Here is a 20,626-nt window from a genome sequence, read left to right as displayed (position 1 = left end):
CAGTTGCATTGATGCTGAACGTACCGCCGTCATCGCGAGCAGGCTCGCTCCCACAGGGGGCTGGGTGTTCTCAGAATTTCGGCACGACCGCAACGGGCCGCGGTCAATGAATCCATAGGCCACCGGATTCGCTGCCAAGGACTTTTTCATGCCCGACACCTCGCCGCCTGAAGCATTGCCGGCCGATCTGCATTATGTCGATGACACCAGCCCCGGCATCACCCGCAAGAAGCTGCGGGGCAAGTTCTGTTATTTCGACCCTCAGGGCCAACGCATCACCGACGCGGCGCAGATCCAGCGCATCAATGCCTTGGCGGTGCCGCCGGCCTATACCGATGTGTGGATATGCACCGACCCGCGGGGACATCTCCAGGCCACCGGCCGGGATGCCCGTGGACGCAAGCAATACCGTTACCACGCGCGCTGGCGCGAGGTGCGCGATGCCGACAAGTATTCGCGAATGCTCGAATTCGGTCGCACCCTGCCCCGCTTGCGCAAACGCCTGGAGACGATCCTCGCGACACCCGGTTTCAGTCGCGACAAAGTCATGGCCACCGTCATCACCCTGCTGGACGTGACCCTGATCCGCGTCGGCAACAGCCAATATGCCCGGGAGAATCGCTCTTACGGCTTGACCACCCTGCGCAGCAAACATGTCGAGATCAACGGCAGCGCCATCGCCTTCCAGTTCCGTGGCAAGAGCGGCGTCGAGCACCAGATCACCGTGAAGGACCGGCGCCTGGCGCGGATCATCAAGCGCTGCCAGGAAATGCCGGGGCAGAATCTGTTCCAGTACCTGGACGAAAACGGTGAACGCCACGCCATCAGTTCCTCGGACATCAATGCCTACCTCAAGACCCTGACCGGCGCCGAGTTCACCGCCAAGGATTACCGCACCTGGGCCGGCAGCGCGGCGGCCCTGGCAGGTCTGCGGACGCTGCGCTGGGAAACCGAGACGGAGGCGAAAAAACACGTCGCCGAGATGGTCAGGCAGGTCGCCCGGCAGTTGGGCAACACGCCAACCGTCTGTCGCAAGTGCTACATTCATCCGGCGGTGCTGGAAGGCTTCCTGCTCGGAACGCTGAAACAGCTACCCAAGCCCAGGGCCCGCAAAGGCCTCAGCGAAGAGGAAGTCGGGCTGGCGATGTTCTTGCAGCGGGTGACACAAGCCACGCAAGCGTGCGAGTCAAAGTCAGGCGCCTGATACGACCACAACAACGACTCATCCATCAGGAACATCCAGCCAGCGGTGAACTCCCAACTGTACGATCCCGCAACACGTCACGCGTGAAATCGACAGGAGTCCTCGATGTCCGAACACATTGTCCATTTTCATTGCCAGATCGATCAGGGAACCACCGAACGCTTCCGCGACAACTGCCTGGAGGCGATCGAGAACGGCGCGGATTCGCTGATGCTCAATCTCTCCACGGTCGGCGGCAGCACCAACTTCGGCTTCACCCTCTACACCTTTATCAAGTCCCTCCCGGTGCCGGTGCGTGCAGTGAATGCCGGCAATATCGAGTCCATGGGCATCGTCATGTACCTGGCCGCCAGCGACCGCACCACGACCCCCCATTCGCGCTTCCTGATCCATCCCATGAACTGGTATTTCGGCCAGAAATCGGTGGATCACTCGCGTCTGCGCGAGTACCTGTCCAGCCTGGACAACGACGTCGCGCGATATGTGGAGATCTACGTCAAGGAAACCGCCGGGGCCGCCACGCAGTTGGATATCTTCAAATGCCTGTGCAATGAGGAACGGGTCATCCCGGCGGAGAACTCCCTGGCCTTCGGCATCGCCCACCGGGTTGAACAGGTGGTTTTCCCCTCCGACGCCAAGCATTGGAAAGTCAGCGGTGGCGAAGATTAGGCGTTCAGGTAGCCCAACGCCCGTCAGTCGAGCCTTACCCGACGGAAGTCACCCTCCTTTGTTTGCGATTAATAAAACCGGATACTTGCTGTTTCACTCATAAACTCATGCAACCCTTTACAACAACGAAACGAAGCGGCGATATATTCTTTTATTTATGGGAAATGACCACTCGTCGACAGCGCAACGCTTTTATTAAACTTCCCTCGCCGCTGACCTTTCACATTTAATGCGAGGCACGTTGCTCGCTTAAACCACATGAGGATTCTCGAAATGGCTAACAGCGGAAACAAAAACCCAGGCAACTTCGCAAATGATCGTGAAAAAGCATCTGAAGCCGGTAAGAAAGGCGGACAGGCGTCGGGCGGCAACAATACCAACGACCGGCAAAAAGGCTCTGGTGCCGGCAGCAAAGGCAGCGAACGCGGCCAAAGCGGCGGTGGCCGGAAGTCATAACCCCTGAGACCCGCTGGGGCGCAGCCCTGCTGCGCCCTGGTGCCGGATGAGTCGAGGTGAAGCATGAGCAACCAGGAGCGGTTCATCGTCAGCTTTATCGCCGACGGTCAACCTTACAGCCGCGTGATGGAGGCCGACAGCGAGACATTGAGTGTCAGCGAAGCCGAAGCGCTGTTGAGAGTTTCTTTCAGCGAACTCAAAAGCGCTCGTTTGAGTGATGTGCAAGTTCAGAAAAGAACACGACCCACTGAACAGGAACATGGTGTGCCGGGACACTTTGAACAGCCATAATCGACAATGTTTAACTGTTTATAACCTTATCTGAGGCTATGACAGTCTCTTGGTCGTTCAACGTTGGGTATCAGTACTTTTCAGCGCATCGATCCACGCCGGATCCAGGTACGACTGCCCGATATCCAGGCCCTGCTCCTGCATTCTCTCCACATGTTCATCGGCTTCTCGCGCCAACGTCCCTTGGTCACTGGAGTTGGCGTCCAACTGATGCATCTGGTCCAGGCCCAAATGATAGAACCGCAGCAGCCTCATGGCGACCGGGTCCCGGGCCTGCACACCCGCCTTGACCTGATGCATGACGTTGGTGACGCGCATCAGGCTGCGCTTGAGCTGCCAGCCGTACACCGCCGCGGCCATCCAGGGTTGCGTCCAGAGATACAGGCGCATCAGCGCGACCATCACCAGCACCGCTACAATCACCCCGCCCAGGTTAAAGCGAAAGTTATCGGCTCCGGGCGTGCCGAACAGCATCACAGCCAGGCTGGACAGCAACATGGCCAAGGCCAGGAACACCACGGCGATGATCAGCGTGCTGCGGCGGGTCTGCTGTCGATAGAGGTCGGCGTCCCAGGGTTTTAACTCGAACATCGCGGTGCAATTTCCTTGTACGGCACGAAAAGAGACGAGCATTATCGCCTGCCCGGCCGATTTAGCTATGCTGGGGCTCATTTTGTATGGCAACCGACCCGAAGGATCCGGATCAAAGTCCATGGCGATACCGCAAGGATCGTGCGATCTTTCTGTGTGGACGTATTTTTCAAGATGCCGTCGTTGTGTGTACGGCGTCGTTTTCAAGGAAAGCTGAATGACTCAAAGACATGTAATCAACGCTTCGGTGAGCCCGAAAGGCAGCCTGGAAACCCTGTCCCAGCGCGAAGTCCAGCAACTGAGCGAAGCCGGTTCCGGCAGCATCTATACCCTTTTCCGCCAGTGCGCCCTGGCTATCCTCAATACCGGCGCCCATGTCGATAACGCCAAGACCATCCTGGAAGCCTACAAGGATTTCGAGATCCGCATTCATCAACAGGACCGCGGCGTGCGCCTGGAACTGTTGAACGCGCCGGCCGACGCCTTCGTCGACGGCGAGATGATCGCCAGCACCCGGGAGATGCTGTTCAGCGCCCTGCGCGACATCGTCTACACCGAGAACGAACTGGACAGCCAGCGCATCGACCTGAGCTCGTCCCAGGGCATCAGCGACTACGTGTTCCACCTGCTGCGCAACGCCCGCACCTTGCGCCCCGGCGTGGAGCCGAAGATCGTCGTGTGCTGGGGCGGTCACTCGATCAATACCGAAGAATACAAGTACACCAAGAAAGTCGGCCACGAACTGGGCCTGCGCAGCCTGGACATCTGCACCGGCTGTGGTCCGGGCGTGATGAAAGGCCCGATGAAGGGCGCCACCATTGCCCACGCCAAGCAACGCATCCATGGCGGCCGTTACCTGGGCCTGACCGAGCCGGGCATCATCGCCGCCGAAGCGCCGAACCCGATCGTCAATGAGCTGGTGATCCTGCCGGATATCGAGAAACGCCTGGAAGCCTTCGTGCGTGTCGGTCACGGCATCATCATCTTCCCGGGCGGTGCCGGTACCGCCGAGGAGTTCCTGTACCTGCTGGGCATCTTGATGCACCCGGCCAACCAGGACCTGCCCTTCCCGGTCGTCCTCACCGGGCCGAAAAGCGCCGCGCCATACTTCGATCAGTTGCATGCCTTTGTCGGTGCGACCCTCGGCGAAGCGGCTCAGAAGCATTACCAGATCATCATCGACGATCCGGCCGAAGTGGCGCGGCAGATGACCCAGGGGCTCAAGGAAGTGAAGCAGTTCCGCCGCGAGCGCAACGACGCCTTCCACTTCAACTGGCTGCTGAAAATCGACGAAGGCTTCCAGCGTCCGTTCGATCCGACCCACGCCAACATGGCCAGCCTGGGCTTGAGCCTCGACCTGCCATCCCATGAACTGGCCGCCAACCTGCGCCGTGCGTTCTCAGGAATCGTGGCCGGTAACGTCAAGGACAAGGGTATCCGCCTGATCGAAGAACACGGCCCTTACGAAATCCACGGCGATCCCGCCATCATGGAACCCCTCGACCGCCTGCTCCAGGCCTTCGTCGCCCAGCACCGCATGAAACTGCCGGGCGGCGCGGCTTATGTGCCGTGCTATCGCGTAGTGACCTGACCCTCCGGAACACCTTGCCCTTGTGGGAGCGAGCCTGCTCGCGATAGCGGTGGTTCAGTTGCATTGATGCTGAATGTACCGCCGTCATCGCGAGCAGGCTCGCTCCCACACAGGGGTCTGCTGCGGCTACAGAATTGTGTTCAGCTGCATCAATCCCGATGCATCCAATCCAACGCCAAGCCCAAGGTAATCCTTGATCGACGGATGGACAGTGTCCACCGGATGCACGTGCGTCGCCGTCACCACCATCACATCCGCTCCCGCCGCCTCGCCAGCCCGAATACCGGCGTCAGCATCCTCAAACACCAGACAATCCTCCGATGCCACTCGCAACCGCTCGGCAACCAGGCGATAGCAGGCTGGGTTGGGTTTGCCGTCGCTGACATCTTCGGCGGTGACCATCACGGCGGGACGTGGAATGCCGGCGGCCTCCATCCGACGCAAAGCCAGTGCCATAGGGGCCGAGGTGACGATCGCCCAGCGCTCGGATGGCAGGTCATTCAAGAACGCCACGGCACCAGGCACGGGCACCACGCCTTCGACATCTTCGATTTCCTCCCGGGTAATCTGCTCGGCCTCGGCCTGGGCATCCACACCCGGCAGACGCTGGCGAGCGATGGTGTCGATGGCTCGTACACCATGGATGGTGGGCAGGAATGTCGCCACGTCCACGCCGTGGCGTAGCGCCCAACGGGTCCAGATCCGCTCGGCGGCGGCGATGGAGTTCAACAGGGTGCCATCCATGTCGAAGAGGAAGGCGTGGTAGGCCTTGGATGAGTGTTTTACGGACATCGGATTCTCACAGTCAAAACATTGGTCCCCTGTGGGAGCGAGCCTGCTCGCGAAGGCGTCGGCACCGTCGATTGGAGGTCGCCTGACACACCGCTATCGCGAGCAGGCTCGCACACAGGGGGCTATGGTGTCTGGGGTATTTATATCAACCGCTCGATCGACTGATGTTGCCAGACCCGTTTGTAATACAGCACCTGCAGCAACAGCATGCTCAGGTACGCCACGGGAAACGCCATCCATACCCCTTCCAGGCCGAAGTGGGCGTCGAGCAGGTAAGCCGCCGGCACCTGCACGCCAATGATGCAGAAAATCGAAATCGCCACCGTCGGCAGCACCGTGCCGCTGGCGCGCATGATGCCGCTGACGATGGCCTGGAAACCGAACACCAGCAGGCTCCAGAGCATGATGTGCAGCAGGTGTTCAGCCTGGCCCCGTGCCGCCGGGTCGGTGATGAACAACCCCAGCAGCCAATGGGACAACAGGTACCCCAGCAGCACCAGTCCCCCCGTCAGGTAGACGTTGATCTGCAGCCCCGTGCGCAGGATCGGCCCCAGGCGCTCCAGACGTCCGGCACCAATGGCCTGGGCGCCGAGGATCGAGGCGCTGATGGCAATCGACAACGCCGGAAACTGCACGTAGTTGACGATCTGCGTCACCGCGCCGTAGGCCGCCGTGGCCTGGGAGCCGTGGCGATTGACCAGCGCCAGGATCACCAGCTCCGACAGCGAGATCACCACCATCTGCAACCCCGTCGGCAGGCCGATGCGCAGCACCTTCACGAGGATCTCCCGGTCCAGGCGCATCGCCGCGAACAACGCCCGGTCCGGTGCCAAGGCATGCACGAGACGGTTCAATCGCCAAGCCAGCAACATCATCGCCGCCGCCGTGCCCACCAGCCCCGCCAGTGCCGCGCTCTGGATGCCCATCTGCGGCAGTCCCAGCCAGCCACGAATCAGCGCCGGCGTGAGCAGCATCCCGACCCCGGTGGACACCAGCAATGCCAACATAGGCGTCAGCGTATCGCTGACCCCGCGCAACAGTTGAGTGAACAGGACGAACACCAGCAGTATCGGCAGAATCCACATCATGACCCGGGCATAGGCAACGGCGTCTTCCAGCACATCGGCAGGCGTGCCCAGGCCTTGCAGGGCCTGACGCGTAAAGACACTGCCAAGCACCGCCGCCACCAGTCCGATGATCACCCCCAGCAGCAGCGTCGAACCGGCAATCGCCTTCACCGTACCGGATTCCCGCGCACCGTAGGCCTGCCCGATCAACACCCCCGCTCCTGCGCCCAAGCCGATTACCAGCGCGATGAAGAAGAACAGGATCGGAAACATGCCCGATACCGCCGCCAGCGCCTGGGTGCCGAGCATCTGGCCGATGTAGATGCTGTTGAGGGTACCGGACATGGACTGCAGGAAATTGGACAGGACCATGGGGATGAGGAACAGGAGATAGGTTTTCCAGAGCGGCGGGGTCGGCATGGGGGCTCTTGATGGCAGGTTCGACAATTCAGGTGTCGGTAATTTAGCGCAATCCTGAGCAAACTGTGGGAGCAAAGCTTGCCCTAATGCCAGTCAGTCAAGGATCAAACGGCGCAAAAACTGTGGGAGCTAAGCTTGCTCGCGATAGCGGCAGACCAGCCAAAATGGTTGCTGGCAGACTTACGGCAATCGCGAGCAAGCTTTGCTCCCACAGGTTCGTGGCTTGACTGGGATCAGGGCAAGCCTTGCTCCCACAGGTTTCATCCTGTCAGCCCGATTCGACATTTCAAAGACTGTGGCTAATCTGAAGTAGCACAGTGCCACGCCCTGAGTAGGTCTTTGCCTACAGAAGTCGGAAATCGGACGACTGGTCTTCAAGTCAAATCCGAGCTCGCAGATAACCAGTTATTCGCCAATAACCAGTTAGCAACACTGTTCAAGGACCGAACCATGACTTCGTACCCACACGGTCACTCCTTCTCTGCAACACAGCCTCGCCTACTCTGGAGCCCCGTGCTCGTGGCCGTTGCCGCCGCTGTCGGCGTGCTGGTCCTCAACGAGACGAATGCCCAGAACATCGGTTTTAGCGCGGCGCTTGTGGTCCTTGGCCTTGGTGCAGGCTCATGGGGCGCGCGGGCGCGCCGTCGGCAGTTCGACGAAGCGCTCGCCGCCGGCGCCCGGCAAGACCTGCAAGCCGCCGAGCACGCCACCCACAAAGCCAGTGAGCAACTCAACGAAGTCATCCTCGGTGCCATGCCGATCTGGGCCAAGCAGGTGGAAAGCTCCCGGCAGCAGACCGAAACTGCGATCGTCTCGCTGACGAGCCGCTTCACCGGCATTTCGTCCCGCCTGGAAGAAACCGTGCAAGCCTCGCAACTGGCCGCTGGTGAGCTGGCCGGGAAAAGCAGTGGCGGCGCCGTGCAGGTGCTGGCCCAGAGCGAGAATGAACTGGTGCGGGTGATCGACTCCCTCAAAGCCACCCAAGCCAGCCGCGACGAAACCCTGGCCCAGGTGCGTAACCTCACGGCTTACACTGGCGAGCTGCGGACCATGGCCGCCGACGTCGCTGCGATTGCCGCGCAAACCAACCTGCTGGCCCTCAACGCCGCCATCGAAGCCGCCCGGGCCGGTGAAGCCGGGCGCGGTTTTGCAGTGGTAGCCGACGCCGTGCGCAGCCTGTCGAGCAAATCCAGCGAGACCGGCCAGCAAATGTCAGCCAAGGTCGACATCATCAATACCGCCATCACTCAACTGGTCCAGGCTGCCTCCAGCGGCGCGGATCAGGACAGCCACTCGGTGTCCAGCTCCGAGGACAGTATCCAGCGTGTACTGGAGCGTTTCAAAAGTGTAACCGGGCAACTCGCCGAGTCGGCGGACCTGCTGCAACAAGAAAGCTTCGGCATCCGCGACGAACTCACCGAGGTGCTGGTCAGCCTGCAATTCCAGGATCGGGTCAGCCAGATCCTCAGCCACGTGCGCGACAACATCGAGGACCTGCATGTGCACATGCAGCAGGCTCACCAGTCGCCCGATCAGGCCGTGTCCATCGATGCCCGCCAATGGCTGGCCCGCATGGAAACCACCTATGCCACCGACGAGCAACGCCGCAACCACCACGGCGACTCGGGCGTGCAACAAGCTTCACAGGAAATAACCTTCTTCTAGGAGAGCCGTTCATGGCTAAAAGTGTATTGGTTGTCGACGACTCTGCGAGCGTTCGGCAAGTCGTCGGCATTGCGTTGAAAAGTGCCGGCTACGACGTGATCGAGGCCAGCGATGGCAAGGATGCGCTGGGCAAGCTCAATGGGCAGAAAGTGCACCTGATCATCAGTGACGTGAACATGCCGAACATGGACGGCATCACCTTCGTCAAGGAGGTCAAGAAGCTGGCCAGCTACAAGTTCACGCCGATCATCATGCTCACCACCGAATCCCAGGAATCGAAAAAACAGGAAGGCCAGGCGGCAGGCGCCAAGGCCTGGGTGGTCAAGCCGTTCCAGCCGGCGCAGATGCTGGCGGCGGTGTCCAAATTGATTCTGCCTTAGCTGGCCGGAGGCCGTGATGCCGCTGCTGTACGAAACACAAGGTGACACCGCGCATGCGCAGATCGACGGCGAGCTGACGATCTACACCGCCGCCGACCTCGCTGCGCAACTGCTGCCATGTCTGGGCAATACGCGGCGCATGGAGCTGGACCTGTCACAGGTAACCGAAATGGACGGTGCCGGGCTGCAATTGCTGCTGATAGCCCTGCGCGAAGCGCCGAAGGCCGGTACCCAGCTGGCCTTGACCGCGCGCAGCAAGACCGTCAGCGAAACACTCGAGCTGTGCAACTTGCCGGCCTGAGCGCAGCCGTCACCGCCCGACACGACAAAGGATATGAGCGTGAGCATCAATCTCGACCAGGCACAACAAACGTTCATCGTCGAGGCACGGGAGCAGTTGCAGGCGATGGAAGAATCCCTGCTGCAACTGGAAAACGACCCGGGCGACGATGACGCCATCGGCGCGATCTTCCGCGCGGCCCACACCATCAAGGGCTCGGCCGGGCTGTTCGGCCTGGAGCCTATCGTCAGCTTCACCCACATCGTCGAAGATGTGCTCGATCGCCTGCGCAATGGCAGCGTCGAGGTAGACACCGGCCTGATCGCGGTGCTGCTCAAGTCCAGCGACCACATGCTGGAACTGATCAACGTGGTTGCCAACCAGGGTGGGACGTTGACGCCGCCGGCCCTGAAGCGGGAAATGGAACTGTGCCAGGTGCTGCAGGAGTACCAGGCCCCGCCGCCTGGCGACGCCCCGGCACCGGCGACTGAAACCACAGCACAAGAGCCGTCCGGAACGCGCCTCTGGCACATTTCCCTGCGTTTCGGCCAAGACGTATTTCGCAACGGCATGGACCCACTGTCATTCCTGCGCTATCTGCAGACCCTGGGTGAAATCATCCACCTCGACACGCTGACAGAGGCGTTGCCCGGCGTCGAAGCCTTTGATGCCGAATCCTGCTACCTGGGGTTCGATATCGATTTCAGCTCAGCCGCCAGCCACGGGGCAATCAACGAAGTCTTCGATTTCGTCCGGGAAGATTGCCTGATCGAGATCGTGGCCGTGGATGAGCGTGTGAACACCAGGCTGGTTGCCACCGCTCAGGAACCGAACGACGAAAGCACAGCGTTGGTCACCACCGGCGACCTGCTGCCGGACCAGCGCAAGGCTGCGCGAACGTCTGGCCAACTCCCGGCCGACAGACCATCGGCCAGCAGTGAAAACAAGGCCAAGGACGGCGCTTATGTGCGGGTCAACGCCGACAAACTCGATGAGCTGATCAACCTGGTGGGTGAACTGGTCATCGCCAGTGCCGGCACCAGCCTGCTGGCCCGCAACTGCCACGACGACTCGTTGCAGGAGGCCACCTCGACGGTGTCCGGGCTGGTGGAAGAGATCCTCGACGGCGCCCTGCGCCTGCGCATGATCCCCATCGGTGAAACCTTCAACCGGTTCCGCCGGGTGGTGCGCGATGTCAGCCAGGAACTGGGCAAGGACATCGACCTGATCATCAGCGGCGCGGAAACCGAGCTGGACAAGACCGTGGTGGAGAAAATCGGCGACCCGCTCATGCACCTGCTGCGCAACGCCATGGACCACGGCATCGAGACCGCTCAAGCGCGACTGGCCGCCGGCAAGCCGGCCAAAGGGCATCTACACCTCAATGCTTACCACGACTCGGGCAGCATCGTGCTGGAAATCGCTGACGACGGCGCCGGCCTGAACCGTGACCGGATCCTGGAAAAGGCCCAGGAACGCGGCCTGGTCGCCCCTGGTGCCAGCCCGACTGACCAGGAGATCTACAACCTGATTTTCGAACCCGGTTTTTCCACCGCCCAGGCCGTCACCAGCCTGTCGGGCCGGGGCGTAGGCATGGATGTGGTCAAGCGCAACATCACCCTGCTGCGCGGCACCGTGGACCTGGACAGCCAACCGGGCCGGGGCACCGTGGTGCGCATCCGTTTGCCGCTGACCCTGGCGATCATCAATGGCTTCCTGGTGGGCATCGACCAGTCTACCTATGTCATTCCGCTGGACATGGTCCAGGAATGCATCGAGCTGAGCGAAGACGATGGCACCGCCAGCCGCGAACAGGGTTACCTGGACCTGCGCGGCGAAGTGCTGCCCCTGGTGTACCTGCGCGATCACTTCAACCACGAAGGCCGGGCTTCGCGCCGGCAGAACGTGGTGGTGGTGCGCTATGCCGAACTCAAGGCCGGACTGGTGGTGGATGACCTGCTGGGTGAATTCCAGACCGTCATCAAGCCCTTGGGCAAGTTGTTCGGTGCACTGCGCGGCATCAGCGGTTCGACCATCCTGGGCAGCGGCGCCGTGGCCTTGATTCTCGACGTGCCGGCACTGCTCACCCAGATCGCCCAGATAGAAAACCGCTACACACCCACCCAATTCTCACAAGCCAACGCTCGCTGACGCTTTAGCAACTCCATGGAGAGGTATTTCCCAATGAAATGGTTCTACGATCTTAGAATCGCCACCAAACTGATCACCTCATTTCTTGTGGTGCTGGCCCTGACCGCCGTCATGGGGGGGTTCTCGATCATCCAACTGGGCGAAGTGAACGGCACCACCACCGAGATTCGTGAAAACTGGATGCCGTCCATGCGCGCGGCCTCCGGCATGCGTTTCTACGGCGCGAACTATCGCCTCAAGGAAAACCGTCACATCACCGCTGATTCCGAGCAGGAGCGCACCACGGTCGAACAGGAAGCGGAAGAATCCAGGAATGGTTTCGAGTCCCGTCTGGCGACCTATGAAAAACTGCTTTCCACCGCCGAGGACCGCCAGCTGTTCGAGACAACCCGCAATGACTGGACCGCCTATCTCGCGGTCAGTAAAGACCTGTTGGCACTGTCCCGGCAGAACCTGACCGACCAGGCCCACGCGTTGCTCAAGGGCGAGTCCAGGCGCCGATTCGAACTGGTAACCGCCGACCTGCAGAAACTGGTGGAGCTCAATGACGCCGGTGCCAACGCGGCCAGTGAACGCGGCACGGCGCTGTTTGAAAAATCGCGCCTGTCGATCATTGCCGTGCTGGTTGCCGCGCTGCTGATCGGCCTGGGCCTGGCGCTGTTCATCTCCCGGGTCATTTCCCGCCCCTTGAAACAAGCCGCATCGGTGGCCGAACAGCTCGCCGAAGGCAATCTGAATGCGAAAATCGAGGGCGGCTCCAAGGACGAAACCGGCATGGTCCTCAACGCCATGCAGAACATGGTGGGCAAGCTGTCCCATATCATCGGTGAAGTGCGCAATGCGGCGGACAACCTGGCCAGCGCCTCCGAGCAAGTCAGCGCCACCGCACAGTCCATGAGCCAGGCCACCAGCGAACAGGCGGCCAGCGTCGAGGAAACCAGCGCCTCCATCGAACAGATGAGCGCCAGCATCAACCAGAATACCGAGAACGCCAAGGTCACCGACGGCATGGCCAGCAAGGCCGCCAAGGAAGCCACCGACGGTGGCGACTCGGTGCAGCAGACCGTGGTGGCGATGAAGAAAATCGCCCAGCGTATCAGCATCATCGACGACATCGCCTACCAGACCAACCTGCTGGCGCTCAACGCCGCCATCGAAGCCGCCCGCGCCGGCGAGCATGGCAAAGGCTTCGCCGTCGTCGCCGCCGAAGTGCGCAAACTGGCCGAACGCAGCCAGGTTGCCGCCCAGGAAATCGGCGAACTGTCCTCCAGCAGCGTCGACATGGCCGAGAAAGCCGGCAACCTGCTCGATGAGATGGTGCCATCGATCAACAAGACCTCGGACCTGGTGCAGGAAATCAGCGCTGCCTCCGAAGAGCAGGCCGCCGGCGTGGCACAGATCAACACCGCCATGACCCAGCTCAACCAGGTGACCCAGCAGAACGCCTCCAGCAGCGAAGAGCTCGCCGCCACCGCCGAGGAAATGAGCAGCCAGGCCGAACAACTGCAACAGGCCATGAGTTTCTTCACCCTCGACACGCCGCCCAAGTCGGTCAGCCTGCCGGTGAAGGTCGACCACACACCCGGGCCATCCAGCCGCAAGCCGGCCCGGGCCTCGGTGACCGCGTTACCCAAGGCGTTTGCCTACAACATGGCCAGCGCGCCGGACGAATCCGAATTCACCCGATTCTGACGGTCCGCTTCCACAGGCTCGCTTAAAGGAGAAAAGCCATGGGCGCCATCGCTACCACCCGTCAAACCGCCATCGCGGTCGAGGAAGAAGCGCAATACCTGACATTCATGCTGGGTACAGAGATGTTTGCCATCGGCATCCTCTGCATCAAGGAAATCATCGAATACGGCAACCTGACTGTGGTGCCGATGATGCCGGCCTTCGTTCGTGGGGTCATCAACCTGCGCGGTGCAGTGGTGCCGGTGGTGGACCTGTCGGCCCGTTTCGGTCGGCAGAACTCCTCGATCACCCGGCGTTCCTGCGTGGTGATCATCGAGGCCAACACCGAAGACGGCCACGCCCAGGACATCGGCCTGCTGGTGGACACGGTATCGGCGGTACTGGAAATCCCGGCCTCGCAGATCGAACCGCCTCCGAGTTTCGGGGCGAAGATCCGTGCCGACTTCATCAGCGGCATGGCCAAGGTCGACGGCAAGTTCGTGATTGTGCTGGAGGTGGGCCGTGTACTGTCTATCGACGAAATGTCCCAACTGGCCGAAGCCAGCCCGACTGCGCTGGAGTTTGAAAGCCCGTGAACACCGACACCTGCAAGGAACGCACTGTGAACTCACTGACCCTCAGTGATCGTGAGTTCAGCCAGTTTCAATCCTGGCTGTACAAGGCGGCCGGGATCAACTTGTCCGACGCCAAGAAAGCCCTGGTGGCCGGGCGTTTGTCCAAGCGCCTCAAGCACTATGAGCTGGGCAGCTATGGCGATTACTTCAAACTGATCATGAGCGGCCAGCGCAGCGATGAGTTGCAGGTGGCGCTGGACCTGCTCACCACCAACGAAACCTACTTCTTCCGCGAACCCAAGCACTTCGATTTCCTGCGCCAGCACGTGCTGCCCCAGGCTGTACCGGGCAAGACCTTTCGCCTCTGGAGCGCAGCCAGCTCATCTGGAGAGGAACCCTACAGCCTGGCGATGACCCTGGCCGAAGGGCTGGGTACCACACCTTGGGAAGTCATCGGTTCGGACATCAGCACCCAGGTGCTGGCCAAGGCGCGCGCCGGGCATTACCCGATGGAGCGTGCCCGCACCCTGCCCCAGCCACTGCTGGTGAAGTACTGCCTCAAGGGCACCGGCAGCCAGCAAGGCACGTTCCTGATCGACAGAGCGTTGCGCAACCGCGTCAACTTCGTCCAGGTCAACCTCAACGACACCCTGCCGGAGCTGGGAGAGTTCGATGTGATTTTCCTGCGCAACGTCATGATCTATTTCGACCAACCCACCAAAAGCAAAGTGGTTGCCCGATTGATCCCCCGGCTCAAGTCCGGCGGGTATTTCATCGTGAGCCATTCGGAAAGCCTCAACGGGGTTTCCGATGCATTGAAAATGGTGATGCCATCGATTTACCGCAAGCCATGAGCGCCGTCATGCAACCCGCAACGAGGAACGTCGCCGAGGTCTACCTGGCACCGGGTGAATTTCGCTTTGCCACGTGCCCGACTCGGCTGCGCACCATCCTCGGCTCCTGCGTGGCGATTACCTTGTGGCATCCCGAACACAGGATCGGCGGCATGTGCCACTTCATGCTGCCCAGCCGCATACGCTGCTCCACGGCCCTCAACGGCATGTACGCCGACGAAGCGATCGAACTGTTCATCCGCGAGGCGCGGGCCCATCACACCGAACCCGAGGAATACCAGCTCAAGCTGTTCGGCGGCGGCGAGATGTTCCCCGAGCTGCAACGGCAAGTCCCCTTCGGTGACGTCGCGCGGCTGAACGTCAATGCGGCGCTGGAAATGGCCGCCCTCTATCGCCTGGACCTGATTGCCCAGGACATGGGCAGCACCGGCTATCGCAACATCATTTTCGACCTGTGCAGCGGCGACGTGTGGGTCAGGCACCAACCGATAAGGACCCGGCATTAACCATGTCAAAAAAGATCAATGTATTGCTGGTGGATGACTCTGCCGTGGTTCGCCAGGTACTGCTGGCGATTCTCAGTGACACCCCGGACATTCACGTCATGGGCGCGGCCTCCGATCCGATCTTTGCCATGGACAAGCTGGCCCGGGAGTGGCCGGACGTGATCGTGCTGGACGTGGAAATGCCACGCATGGACGGCATCACCTTCCTGAAGAAAATCATGAGCGAGCGCCCGACGCCGGTGGTGATCTGCTCATCACTGACCCCCAGGGGCGCGGAAACCACCTTGCAGGCGATGGCCGCCGGGGCGGTGGAAATCATCACCAAGCCCACCAGCGGCTTGAAGAACTTCCTGCTGGAGTCGGCGCCGGAACTGGTGGCGGCGATCCGGGGGGCCGCCCAGGTCAACGTCCGCAACCTGGGCAAGCGTCCCGCGCCACTGGTACCGGCCGTCAAGCTCAACGCCGATGCCATGCTGCCCGCCGCGAACGGCCACGCCATGGCGCAAACCACTGAACGCATCGTCGCCCTCGGTACCTCCACCGGCGGCACGCAAGCCCTGGAGGCGGTGTTGACTGCCCTGCCGCGGGTGTGTCCGGGGATCGTCATCGTCCAGCATATGCCGGAAAAATTTACCGCCTCGTTCGCCGCCCGGCTCAACAGCCTGTGTCAGATCGAAGTCCGCGAAGCCCGCAACAACGACCGCATCCACCCGGGCCTGGCCCTCATCGCCCCCGGCGGCAAACACATGATGGTGACTCGCAGCGGCGCGTTCTACCACGTGCAGGTGGTGGACGGACCGCTGGTCAATCGCCATCGCCCGTCGGTGGACGTACTGTTTCGCTCAGTGGCCAAGTTTGCCGGCCGCAACGCCACCGGCGTGATCATGACCGGCATGGGCGACGACGGTGCCCGCGGCCTGAAGGAAATGCTCGACGCCGGCAGCGCCACCGTGGCCCAGGACGAAGCCAGCTGCGTGGTCTTCGGCATGCCCAAGGAAGCCATCAAGCTCAACGCCGCCCAGCGGGTGATGGGGTTGCAGGAGATTGCACAGGTGATTTTGCATCGATAGCAATAGGAGCCTCTGTGGCGAGGGGATAAATCCCCTTGCCACAGTCGGTCTACACCGGCGAGATGGTCGCAAGCACACCAATCAGCAGGGTCAGCGCCAGGAAGCCACCCAGAAAAATCGCCATCTTCGTCATAAGCACTCCTGAAAGAAAATCGCAGCAAGCAGCCACCTCGCTCCCACAGGGTTCTGAGGTGAACCGGTTTCGATGAACACGGCCGTATTCTGGCCCGGGCATCAGGTGGCATTACAGCCGCACCTGCCAGCAAAAAAACCGGATCAGATCGAACCGCCTCACCATGATCATCGATATACCAACGTACATTTTCACGCCCTTAATCTCATTGGTCATCGCCTGGGGCATAACTCAATCTCGCCGCGCTCAAGCACCGGCGATACAAAGAGCTGCTCTATGCTGGACGCGATCAGCCTGGGCCTGAGCCGGAACAGGGAAGGTGCAAGGCGGCCTCGGTGATGGATGATGTAAACCAACACCATGACAGCCTCACCGCCATCGAGAGCTCGCTCCCACAGGGGGCTGGTGTCGGACGCAGAATGTGTGTCCACACGGGATCTGGGCAAACAGGGCCTGCAGCCATAGCCCAAACTCGTGTCACAGCACCCGTTCGACAGCCATACCGGAATCCAATTATCTTCATCTCTCCGCGCTCAAGGATCGACCGTCATGTCCTCCCTCCCGACCTTCCAAACCCAACGCCTGATCCTCACGCCATTGCAACTGTCAGATGCCCCCGCCATCCAGGCGCTGTTCCCCCATTGGGAAGTGGTTCGCTATCTCGATAGCCGAGTGCCCTGGCCCTACCCCGCCGACGGCGCACTGGGCTACGTGCGCGACCACGCCCTGCCCGCCATCGAGCGCGGCGAAGAGTGGCATTGGATGATTCGGCTGGCATCAAACCCGGCCCAGATCATCAGCAGCATTTCCCTCTTCGACCAACCAGACAACCACCGCGGCTTCTGGCTGTCACCGCAGTGGCAAGGCCACGGCTACATGCGCGAGGCCTGTGAAGTCATCAACGAGTACTGGTTCGTCACACTTGATCGCCCGATGATGGTGGTGCCCAAGGCCGTTGGAAACCAGGCCTCTCGGCGCATTTCGGAACGTGAGCGAATGCGATTGCTCAGGACAGAACGGGGGCGATTTGTCAGCGGCGAATTGGACAAGGAAGTATGGGCGTTGGACCGTGAGCAGTGGCTGGGGCGTACTGCGCAGATACGGTAATTGACTACTGCATCGGCCATATCGAACCAAAGACAAAATCGGCAGGCTCGAAGCGCTCGCTCGTGTCCATCCGGATACTCCGTAAGTGCGCAGTCTCCAGGTGCGACGCATAAAGTTGCTCCGAAAAATAGCCCATCAGGATCGAGCGACGACGTGCCCCACTCGCGTTCAGACCAGCCCCGTGGACCAGCTCGGCATCGAACACCAGGATATCGCCGGCACATCCCGAAAGCTGCACGGAGCGGGACTCGTCAGTGAAGTCGAAGGGTGGCGTTTCCCGCGCCGGGCGATGGCTGCCAGGCACGATCCGCGTCGCGCCGTTCTCGGGACCGTAGTCGTCAAAAAAAGCCAGGGCGACTGCCGTGTCGCCTGGCCGTTGGGCCGACAGGTCACGGTGCAACTGCTGGTGACCACCGCCCTTCAGGGGCTCGCGTCCTTCCACCTGCGCGAGAAAAAACCGCTCGCCGATCAACTCGCCCACTGCCGCCAGCAACGGCGGCAGACGACACACCGCCTGGATCTTCGGATCGCAGTCCAGTCGCGAATGACGCCAATCCCAGCCACGGGGGGTTGGCCATTGATCCGACGGTATTACGCCCGCATCGAATAGGCTACGGAGCTCTGCGAGCCACTCGGTTGGGATCGCTCGATGCAGGAGGACGTAGCCATCCAGGTGGAGTTGACTGCGGTTAGTCATGGCGCTGGCAATGTCCTTGTGTCCATGCGTCGAGTAATAGTAGCAATCAGAGGCGATGTGGGTCCGTTCAGCCAGTGGACGACGAAGTTCGAGGTATCTGGCGGCATCAATTCTGAATACCGCTCGCGGTGTCCAAACACGTTGCGGTCATGAGCGACAGAAAACGAACCACAACTGCCGTTGGTGGAAGGGAACTGTCGGTGATTCCCATGCACGGGTAAAGCTGATGAATTAAAAAGAGCCACGTATCGCGTGACTCTTTTCTGTTAGCAGGCTAGCAACTTAGAGCGATTGTAAAGAAATGCTGGCGTTCGTTGAGTCTTGTTGGCTGTCCGCATCCATCCAGACCCACTGCGTACCGTCCCCTTGCAAGTTATTACTAACGTTTTGAATCTGAGTCGCAACAATGGTCACTGCTCCTTTTTCCGACGCGGTAGGTCCAATATTAGTGACTTGTCCAGCCAGCAGACCATTGGACGTTTCATTGACGACAAATACAGTTGCAGCCGCTTCGCGGAACTGGCACGAAATGAACTGAGTGATCTTGCTGACAATTGTCAGATTCATCCATTTCGAAGCAGGTACCGCATAATAGCGACTATATTTATTGAACGGGTACTGTTCTCCGTTGGCCTGCAACGAGTTGTTGCTTAGTCCGCTCGTGTTTATCGGCATGCTGGTACTGCCCAACCACACCTCGATCTGTGCGTTGCCACTGTTGCTGGGTAGCGAAACTGAAATGGTTTGAGTGTCACTACCAGAAACAAAGCCCAGCGAGGCCAAGCCGGCATTCGCGGTGGTGCCAGGGACAGTAATGGTTGCAGGGGGCTGGCTATTGCTCCATACAACATTCACGGCGGCATTGTTATCATTGCCAGCAGAATTATATATGAAGATCCCGTAAATCTGACCGGGGCGCAAAGTCGTGCAGGTGGCGGTATCACCGGCACTTAAAGTAATTCGTTGGCCACCGTTCCAGTTAATTTGCGATGCCGCAATAGCAAAACTTTCCATGGGATAATCCTTTAATAGATTCATCGTAGTGGGTTCATGCGCAAAGCATCCTTACATCCGTTGCGCAGATACGAGAATAGATGCACTTAAAGAAAGCGCTATCAAACCTTTAGAGTGATTGGCGATTAAGGAGTGATAGCTAAAAGCCATTTCTCTTTTTTTCGACTTGTTTTCCGCAAAAAACTCCCAGAACGTATTTCCAGTCGGTAAACAATGCCCCTATTGGCCGGTAGCCGCTCAAGGAGATGCAGAACAATTAACCCTTTCGCACCGGACTCCATTTCCAGGCCGTTTTTTTCAACCCTTCGACCTGATTTGCGTTTATGGGATCGATTTCTGCCCTCATATTGCTGATTTATGGGCCAGCATCCGATTTTTTGCCCCAAACAGACCGAATAACTTGACCGAGGGCTGTACGGTGATCGGTGATCAGGGTGGCGTCGACAATGGTGTCTTCCTTGAACAGCAGCAGACCCTGGCTGGCCAGATGCTGGTTAATCGTTTCAAAACAGCAATCGCGTCAGCCGCCGGGTTCCGAGCAAGCGTTGAAATCGAGATAGGCTTATGCATAGATGACCTGCTGCACAATAAACCACGAGCCGTGTCGCCTGGCCGGGGCTGGCCATTGATCCGAGGGCACTACGCCCGCATCGAACAGGCTACGGAGCCCTGCTAGCCATTCGGTTGGGATAGCTCGGTGCAGCAGGACGTGGCCATCTTGTTGGAAGTAGCGCGATCAGTCATGGCGCTTTCAATTTCCGTATGTCACTCGTCTCGAAGCCGGGTTGCACAGCGCATCGATGGACAGCGTCAAAATGCAAGTATTGCAGGTCCGCGGCGCTTGCAAGTCATCCGAGCAGCAGGCTAATCTCGCATGCGCTCTGAAAAATCAGAGGCCGGGCGTTTCAAGCCCCTATGTCTGGCCTTCGGGCCTCCCGGGCAGGACTCTCATCCAGTTGAGATTCTGCGTCTGGAAGACACCTGGCTATTCAATAGAAAGCTGGGAATCGCAGTGACCTCGGCACTTTGATGCCCACGAGTCGCTTATCAGCCTGTACGTTTCCAGGGACTGGAACGCGTGCAAGCATGCTCAGAGCTCATGAGGCTCGCTGCATCGTCGCCCAGAGGGGGGCTTGCAGAGCAAAAACATCGCCCCGTCGCTCATGATCGCGAGGGCACCTGGCAGATCCAGGCCAGGTTTTTCTGGAATGAGCTCTACCTCGAGAGAGCCTCGTTACCAGCGCCTGTTACGTCTCACGGCGGACAGCCAATACGGTGCTTGCAAGACGCTTTCAACGTCGGGCAGGTGGCAGCCCCAATATCCGCACCGATAATCAAGGTGCCCAATCCGCTCAGAACGCACATAGGATTTGTGCGACTGATGCCGCTTCATGAAGCTCGACCTGAAAGCACTGGAGCTTGGGTCTCAGCGAAGCACATGA

General features: G+C 60.1%; 20 protein-coding genes and 1 pseudogene. 15 read left to right on the top strand and 6 right to left on the bottom strand.

What is annotated here, in order from left to right; translation table 11 throughout:
* The first annotated feature begins 148 nt into the window (after positions 1 to 148).
* The 4 genes from AD665_RS03815 to AD665_RS03800 all read left to right on the top strand — a co-directional run bounded on the left by AD665_RS03815 (position 149) and on the right by AD665_RS03800 (position 2,620).
* Positions 149 to 1,204, top strand: a complete 1,056-nt coding sequence (locus AD665_RS03815) for a DNA topoisomerase IB (RefSeq protein WP_053191020.1) — start codon at positions 149 to 151, stop codon at positions 1,202 to 1,204.
* A gap of 105 nt (positions 1,205 to 1,309) precedes the next feature.
* Complete coding sequence (locus AD665_RS03810) at positions 1,310 to 1,873, top strand: ATP-dependent Clp protease proteolytic subunit (RefSeq protein WP_024777335.1); 564 nt, start codon at positions 1,310 to 1,312, stop codon at positions 1,871 to 1,873.
* A 273-nt stretch (positions 1,874 to 2,146) separates the two neighbouring features.
* Positions 2,147 to 2,329 carry a con-10 family general stress protein gene (locus AD665_RS03805; RefSeq protein WP_024777334.1) on the top strand — a complete coding sequence of 61 codons (183 nt, stop codon included), beginning with the start codon at positions 2,147 to 2,149 and terminating at the stop codon, positions 2,327 to 2,329.
* Between the two features lie 63 nt (positions 2,330 to 2,392).
* Entirely contained in the window at positions 2,393 to 2,620 is a 228-nt protein-coding gene (locus AD665_RS03800) for a hypothetical protein (RefSeq protein WP_053191018.1), read from the top strand.
* 57 nt (positions 2,621 to 2,677) lie between these two features.
* Here the strand turns inward: AD665_RS03800 and AD665_RS03795 are convergent, their stop codons facing one another.
* A complete protein-coding gene (locus tag AD665_RS03795; RefSeq protein ID WP_024777332.1) occupies positions 2,678 to 3,211 on the bottom strand; it encodes a DUF3087 family protein in 534 nt (177 codons plus the stop codon).
* A gap of 217 nt (positions 3,212 to 3,428) precedes the next feature.
* Here AD665_RS03795 and ppnN point away from each other — a divergent pair, with 217 nt between their 5' ends.
* Complete coding sequence (gene ppnN / locus AD665_RS03790) at positions 3,429 to 4,802, top strand: nucleotide 5'-monophosphate nucleosidase PpnN (RefSeq protein WP_024777331.1); 1,374 nt, start codon at positions 3,429 to 3,431, stop codon at positions 4,800 to 4,802.
* 126 nt (positions 4,803 to 4,928) lie between these two features.
* On the opposite strand, the gene AD665_RS03785 is transcribed toward ppnN, so the two are convergent.
* Together AD665_RS03785 and AD665_RS03780 are read right to left on the bottom strand one after the other, a co-directional pair.
* On the bottom strand, positions 4,929 to 5,594 hold the full coding sequence (locus AD665_RS03785; protein WP_053191016.1) for an HAD-IA family hydrolase: 666 nt from the start codon (positions 5,592 to 5,594) through the stop codon (positions 4,929 to 4,931).
* 140 nt (positions 5,595 to 5,734) lie between these two features.
* Entirely contained in the window at positions 5,735 to 7,081 is a 1,347-nt protein-coding gene (locus tag AD665_RS03780; protein WP_053191014.1) for an MATE family efflux transporter, read from the bottom strand.
* Positions 7,082 to 7,531: 450 nt separating this feature from the next.
* Here AD665_RS03780 and AD665_RS03775 point away from each other — a divergent pair, with 450 nt between their 5' ends.
* The 10 genes from AD665_RS03775 (at position 7,532) to AD665_RS03730 (ending at position 17,473) form a co-directional block, all read left to right on the top strand.
* Positions 7,532 to 8,746, top strand: coding sequence for a methyl-accepting chemotaxis protein (locus AD665_RS03775; protein WP_053191012.1), 1,215 nt, complete (start codon positions 7,532 to 7,534; stop codon positions 8,744 to 8,746).
* Between the two features lie 11 nt (positions 8,747 to 8,757).
* On the top strand, positions 8,758 to 9,126 hold the full coding sequence (locus AD665_RS03770) for a response regulator (protein WP_003203044.1): 369 nt from the start codon (positions 8,758 to 8,760) through the stop codon (positions 9,124 to 9,126).
* Between the two features lie 16 nt (positions 9,127 to 9,142).
* Positions 9,143 to 9,427 (top strand): STAS domain-containing protein, encoded by a 285-nt coding sequence (locus tag AD665_RS03765; RefSeq protein WP_053191009.1) that lies wholly within the window; start codon positions 9,143 to 9,145, stop codon positions 9,425 to 9,427.
* Positions 9,428 to 9,466: 39 nt separating this feature from the next.
* Positions 9,467 to 11,557, top strand: a complete 2,091-nt coding sequence (locus AD665_RS03760) for a chemotaxis protein CheA (protein ID WP_053191303.1) — start codon at positions 9,467 to 9,469, stop codon at positions 11,555 to 11,557.
* A 33-nt stretch (positions 11,558 to 11,590) separates the two neighbouring features.
* Positions 11,591 to 13,249, top strand: a complete 1,659-nt coding sequence (locus tag AD665_RS03755) for a methyl-accepting chemotaxis protein (RefSeq protein WP_024778564.1) — start codon at positions 11,591 to 11,593, stop codon at positions 13,247 to 13,249.
* Between the two features lie 38 nt (positions 13,250 to 13,287).
* Positions 13,288 to 13,824, top strand: a complete 537-nt coding sequence (locus tag AD665_RS03750) for a chemotaxis protein CheW (protein ID WP_053191007.1) — start codon at positions 13,288 to 13,290, stop codon at positions 13,822 to 13,824.
* Positions 13,821 to 14,657 (top strand): CheR family methyltransferase, encoded by an 837-nt coding sequence (locus tag AD665_RS03745; protein ID WP_053191005.1) that lies wholly within the window; start codon positions 13,821 to 13,823, stop codon positions 14,655 to 14,657. The genes AD665_RS03750 and AD665_RS03745 overlap by 4 nt, the downstream gene beginning before the upstream one ends.
* Positions 14,658 to 14,665: 8 nt before the next feature.
* Positions 14,666 to 15,163 (top strand): chemoreceptor glutamine deamidase CheD, encoded by a 498-nt coding sequence (cheD, locus tag AD665_RS03740; RefSeq protein WP_024778567.1) that lies wholly within the window; start codon positions 14,666 to 14,668, stop codon positions 15,161 to 15,163.
* A 2-nt stretch (positions 15,164 to 15,165) separates the two neighbouring features.
* Complete coding sequence (locus AD665_RS03735; RefSeq protein WP_024778568.1) at positions 15,166 to 16,233, top strand: protein-glutamate methylesterase/protein-glutamine glutaminase; 1,068 nt, start codon at positions 15,166 to 15,168, stop codon at positions 16,231 to 16,233.
* Between the two features lie 682 nt (positions 16,234 to 16,915).
* Positions 16,916 to 17,473, top strand: a complete 558-nt coding sequence (locus tag AD665_RS03730; protein ID WP_053191002.1) for a GNAT family N-acetyltransferase — start codon at positions 16,916 to 16,918, stop codon at positions 17,471 to 17,473.
* A gap of 4 nt (positions 17,474 to 17,477) precedes the next feature.
* Here the strand turns inward: AD665_RS03730 and AD665_RS03725 are convergent, their stop codons facing one another.
* From AD665_RS03725 to AD665_RS27310, 3 genes and pseudogenes are all read right to left on the bottom strand, one after another.
* Positions 17,478 to 18,170 (bottom strand): phytanoyl-CoA dioxygenase family protein, encoded by a 693-nt coding sequence (locus tag AD665_RS03725; protein WP_053191000.1) that lies wholly within the window; start codon positions 18,168 to 18,170, stop codon positions 17,478 to 17,480.
* A gap of 282 nt (positions 18,171 to 18,452) precedes the next feature.
* A complete protein-coding gene (locus tag AD665_RS03720; RefSeq protein ID WP_024778571.1) occupies positions 18,453 to 19,184 on the bottom strand; it encodes a hypothetical protein in 732 nt (243 codons plus the stop codon).
* 427 nt (positions 19,185 to 19,611) lie between these two features.
* Positions 19,612 to 19,747, bottom strand: a pseudogene (locus tag AD665_RS27310) (IS5/IS1182 family transposase); the annotation flags it as partial.
* Between the last annotated feature and the right edge of the window lie 879 nt (positions 19,748 to 20,626).

It is taken from the genome of Pseudomonas corrugata (assembly GCF_001269905.1).
In the GTDB taxonomy this organism is placed as follows: domain Bacteria; phylum Pseudomonadota; class Gammaproteobacteria; order Pseudomonadales; family Pseudomonadaceae; genus Aquipseudomonas; species Aquipseudomonas corrugata.
This window is presented reverse-complemented; position numbering and strand designations above follow the sequence as displayed.

What these genes read in the sequence shown, in the direction of transcription:
- AD665_RS03775 (WP_053191012.1), top strand. Translation starts at nt 7,532, where the DNA reads ATGACTTCGTACCCACACGGTCACTCCTTCTCTGCAACACAGCCTCGC.
- AD665_RS03720 (WP_024778571.1), bottom strand. Translation starts at nt 19,184, where the DNA reads ATGGAAAGTTTTGCTATTGCGGCATCGCAAATTAACTGGAACGGTGGC.
- AD665_RS03780 (WP_053191014.1), bottom strand. Translation starts at nt 7,081, where the DNA reads ATGCCGACCCCGCCGCTCTGGAAAACCTATCTCCTGTTCCTCATCCCC.
- AD665_RS03765 (WP_053191009.1), top strand. Translation starts at nt 9,143, where the DNA reads ATGCCGCTGCTGTACGAAACACAAGGTGACACCGCGCATGCGCAGATC.
- AD665_RS03810 (WP_024777335.1), top strand. Translation starts at nt 1,310, where the DNA reads ATGTCCGAACACATTGTCCATTTTCATTGCCAGATCGATCAGGGAACC.
- AD665_RS03725 (WP_053191000.1), bottom strand. Translation starts at nt 18,170, where the DNA reads ATGACTAACCGCAGTCAACTCCACCTGGATGGCTACGTCCTCCTGCAT.
- cheD (WP_024778567.1), top strand. Translation starts at nt 14,666, where the DNA reads ATGCAACCCGCAACGAGGAACGTCGCCGAGGTCTACCTGGCACCGGGT.
- AD665_RS03800 (WP_053191018.1), top strand. Translation starts at nt 2,393, where the DNA reads ATGAGCAACCAGGAGCGGTTCATCGTCAGCTTTATCGCCGACGGTCAA.
- AD665_RS03785 (WP_053191016.1), bottom strand. Translation starts at nt 5,594, where the DNA reads ATGTCCGTAAAACACTCATCCAAGGCCTACCACGCCTTCCTCTTCGAC.
- AD665_RS03805 (WP_024777334.1), top strand. Translation starts at nt 2,147, where the DNA reads ATGGCTAACAGCGGAAACAAAAACCCAGGCAACTTCGCAAATGATCGT.
- AD665_RS03795 (WP_024777332.1), bottom strand. Translation starts at nt 3,211, where the DNA reads ATGTTCGAGTTAAAACCCTGGGACGCCGACCTCTATCGACAGCAGACC.
- AD665_RS03815 (WP_053191020.1), top strand. Translation starts at nt 149, where the DNA reads ATGCCCGACACCTCGCCGCCTGAAGCATTGCCGGCCGATCTGCATTAT.
- AD665_RS03735 (WP_024778568.1), top strand. Translation starts at nt 15,166, where the DNA reads ATGTCAAAAAAGATCAATGTATTGCTGGTGGATGACTCTGCCGTGGTT.
- AD665_RS03750 (WP_053191007.1), top strand. Translation starts at nt 13,288, where the DNA reads ATGGGCGCCATCGCTACCACCCGTCAAACCGCCATCGCGGTCGAGGAA.
- AD665_RS03755 (WP_024778564.1), top strand. Translation starts at nt 11,591, where the DNA reads ATGAAATGGTTCTACGATCTTAGAATCGCCACCAAACTGATCACCTCA.
- AD665_RS03730 (WP_053191002.1), top strand. Translation starts at nt 16,916, where the DNA reads ATGTCCTCCCTCCCGACCTTCCAAACCCAACGCCTGATCCTCACGCCA.
- ppnN (WP_024777331.1), top strand. Translation starts at nt 3,429, where the DNA reads ATGACTCAAAGACATGTAATCAACGCTTCGGTGAGCCCGAAAGGCAGC.
- AD665_RS03770 (WP_003203044.1), top strand. Translation starts at nt 8,758, where the DNA reads ATGGCTAAAAGTGTATTGGTTGTCGACGACTCTGCGAGCGTTCGGCAA.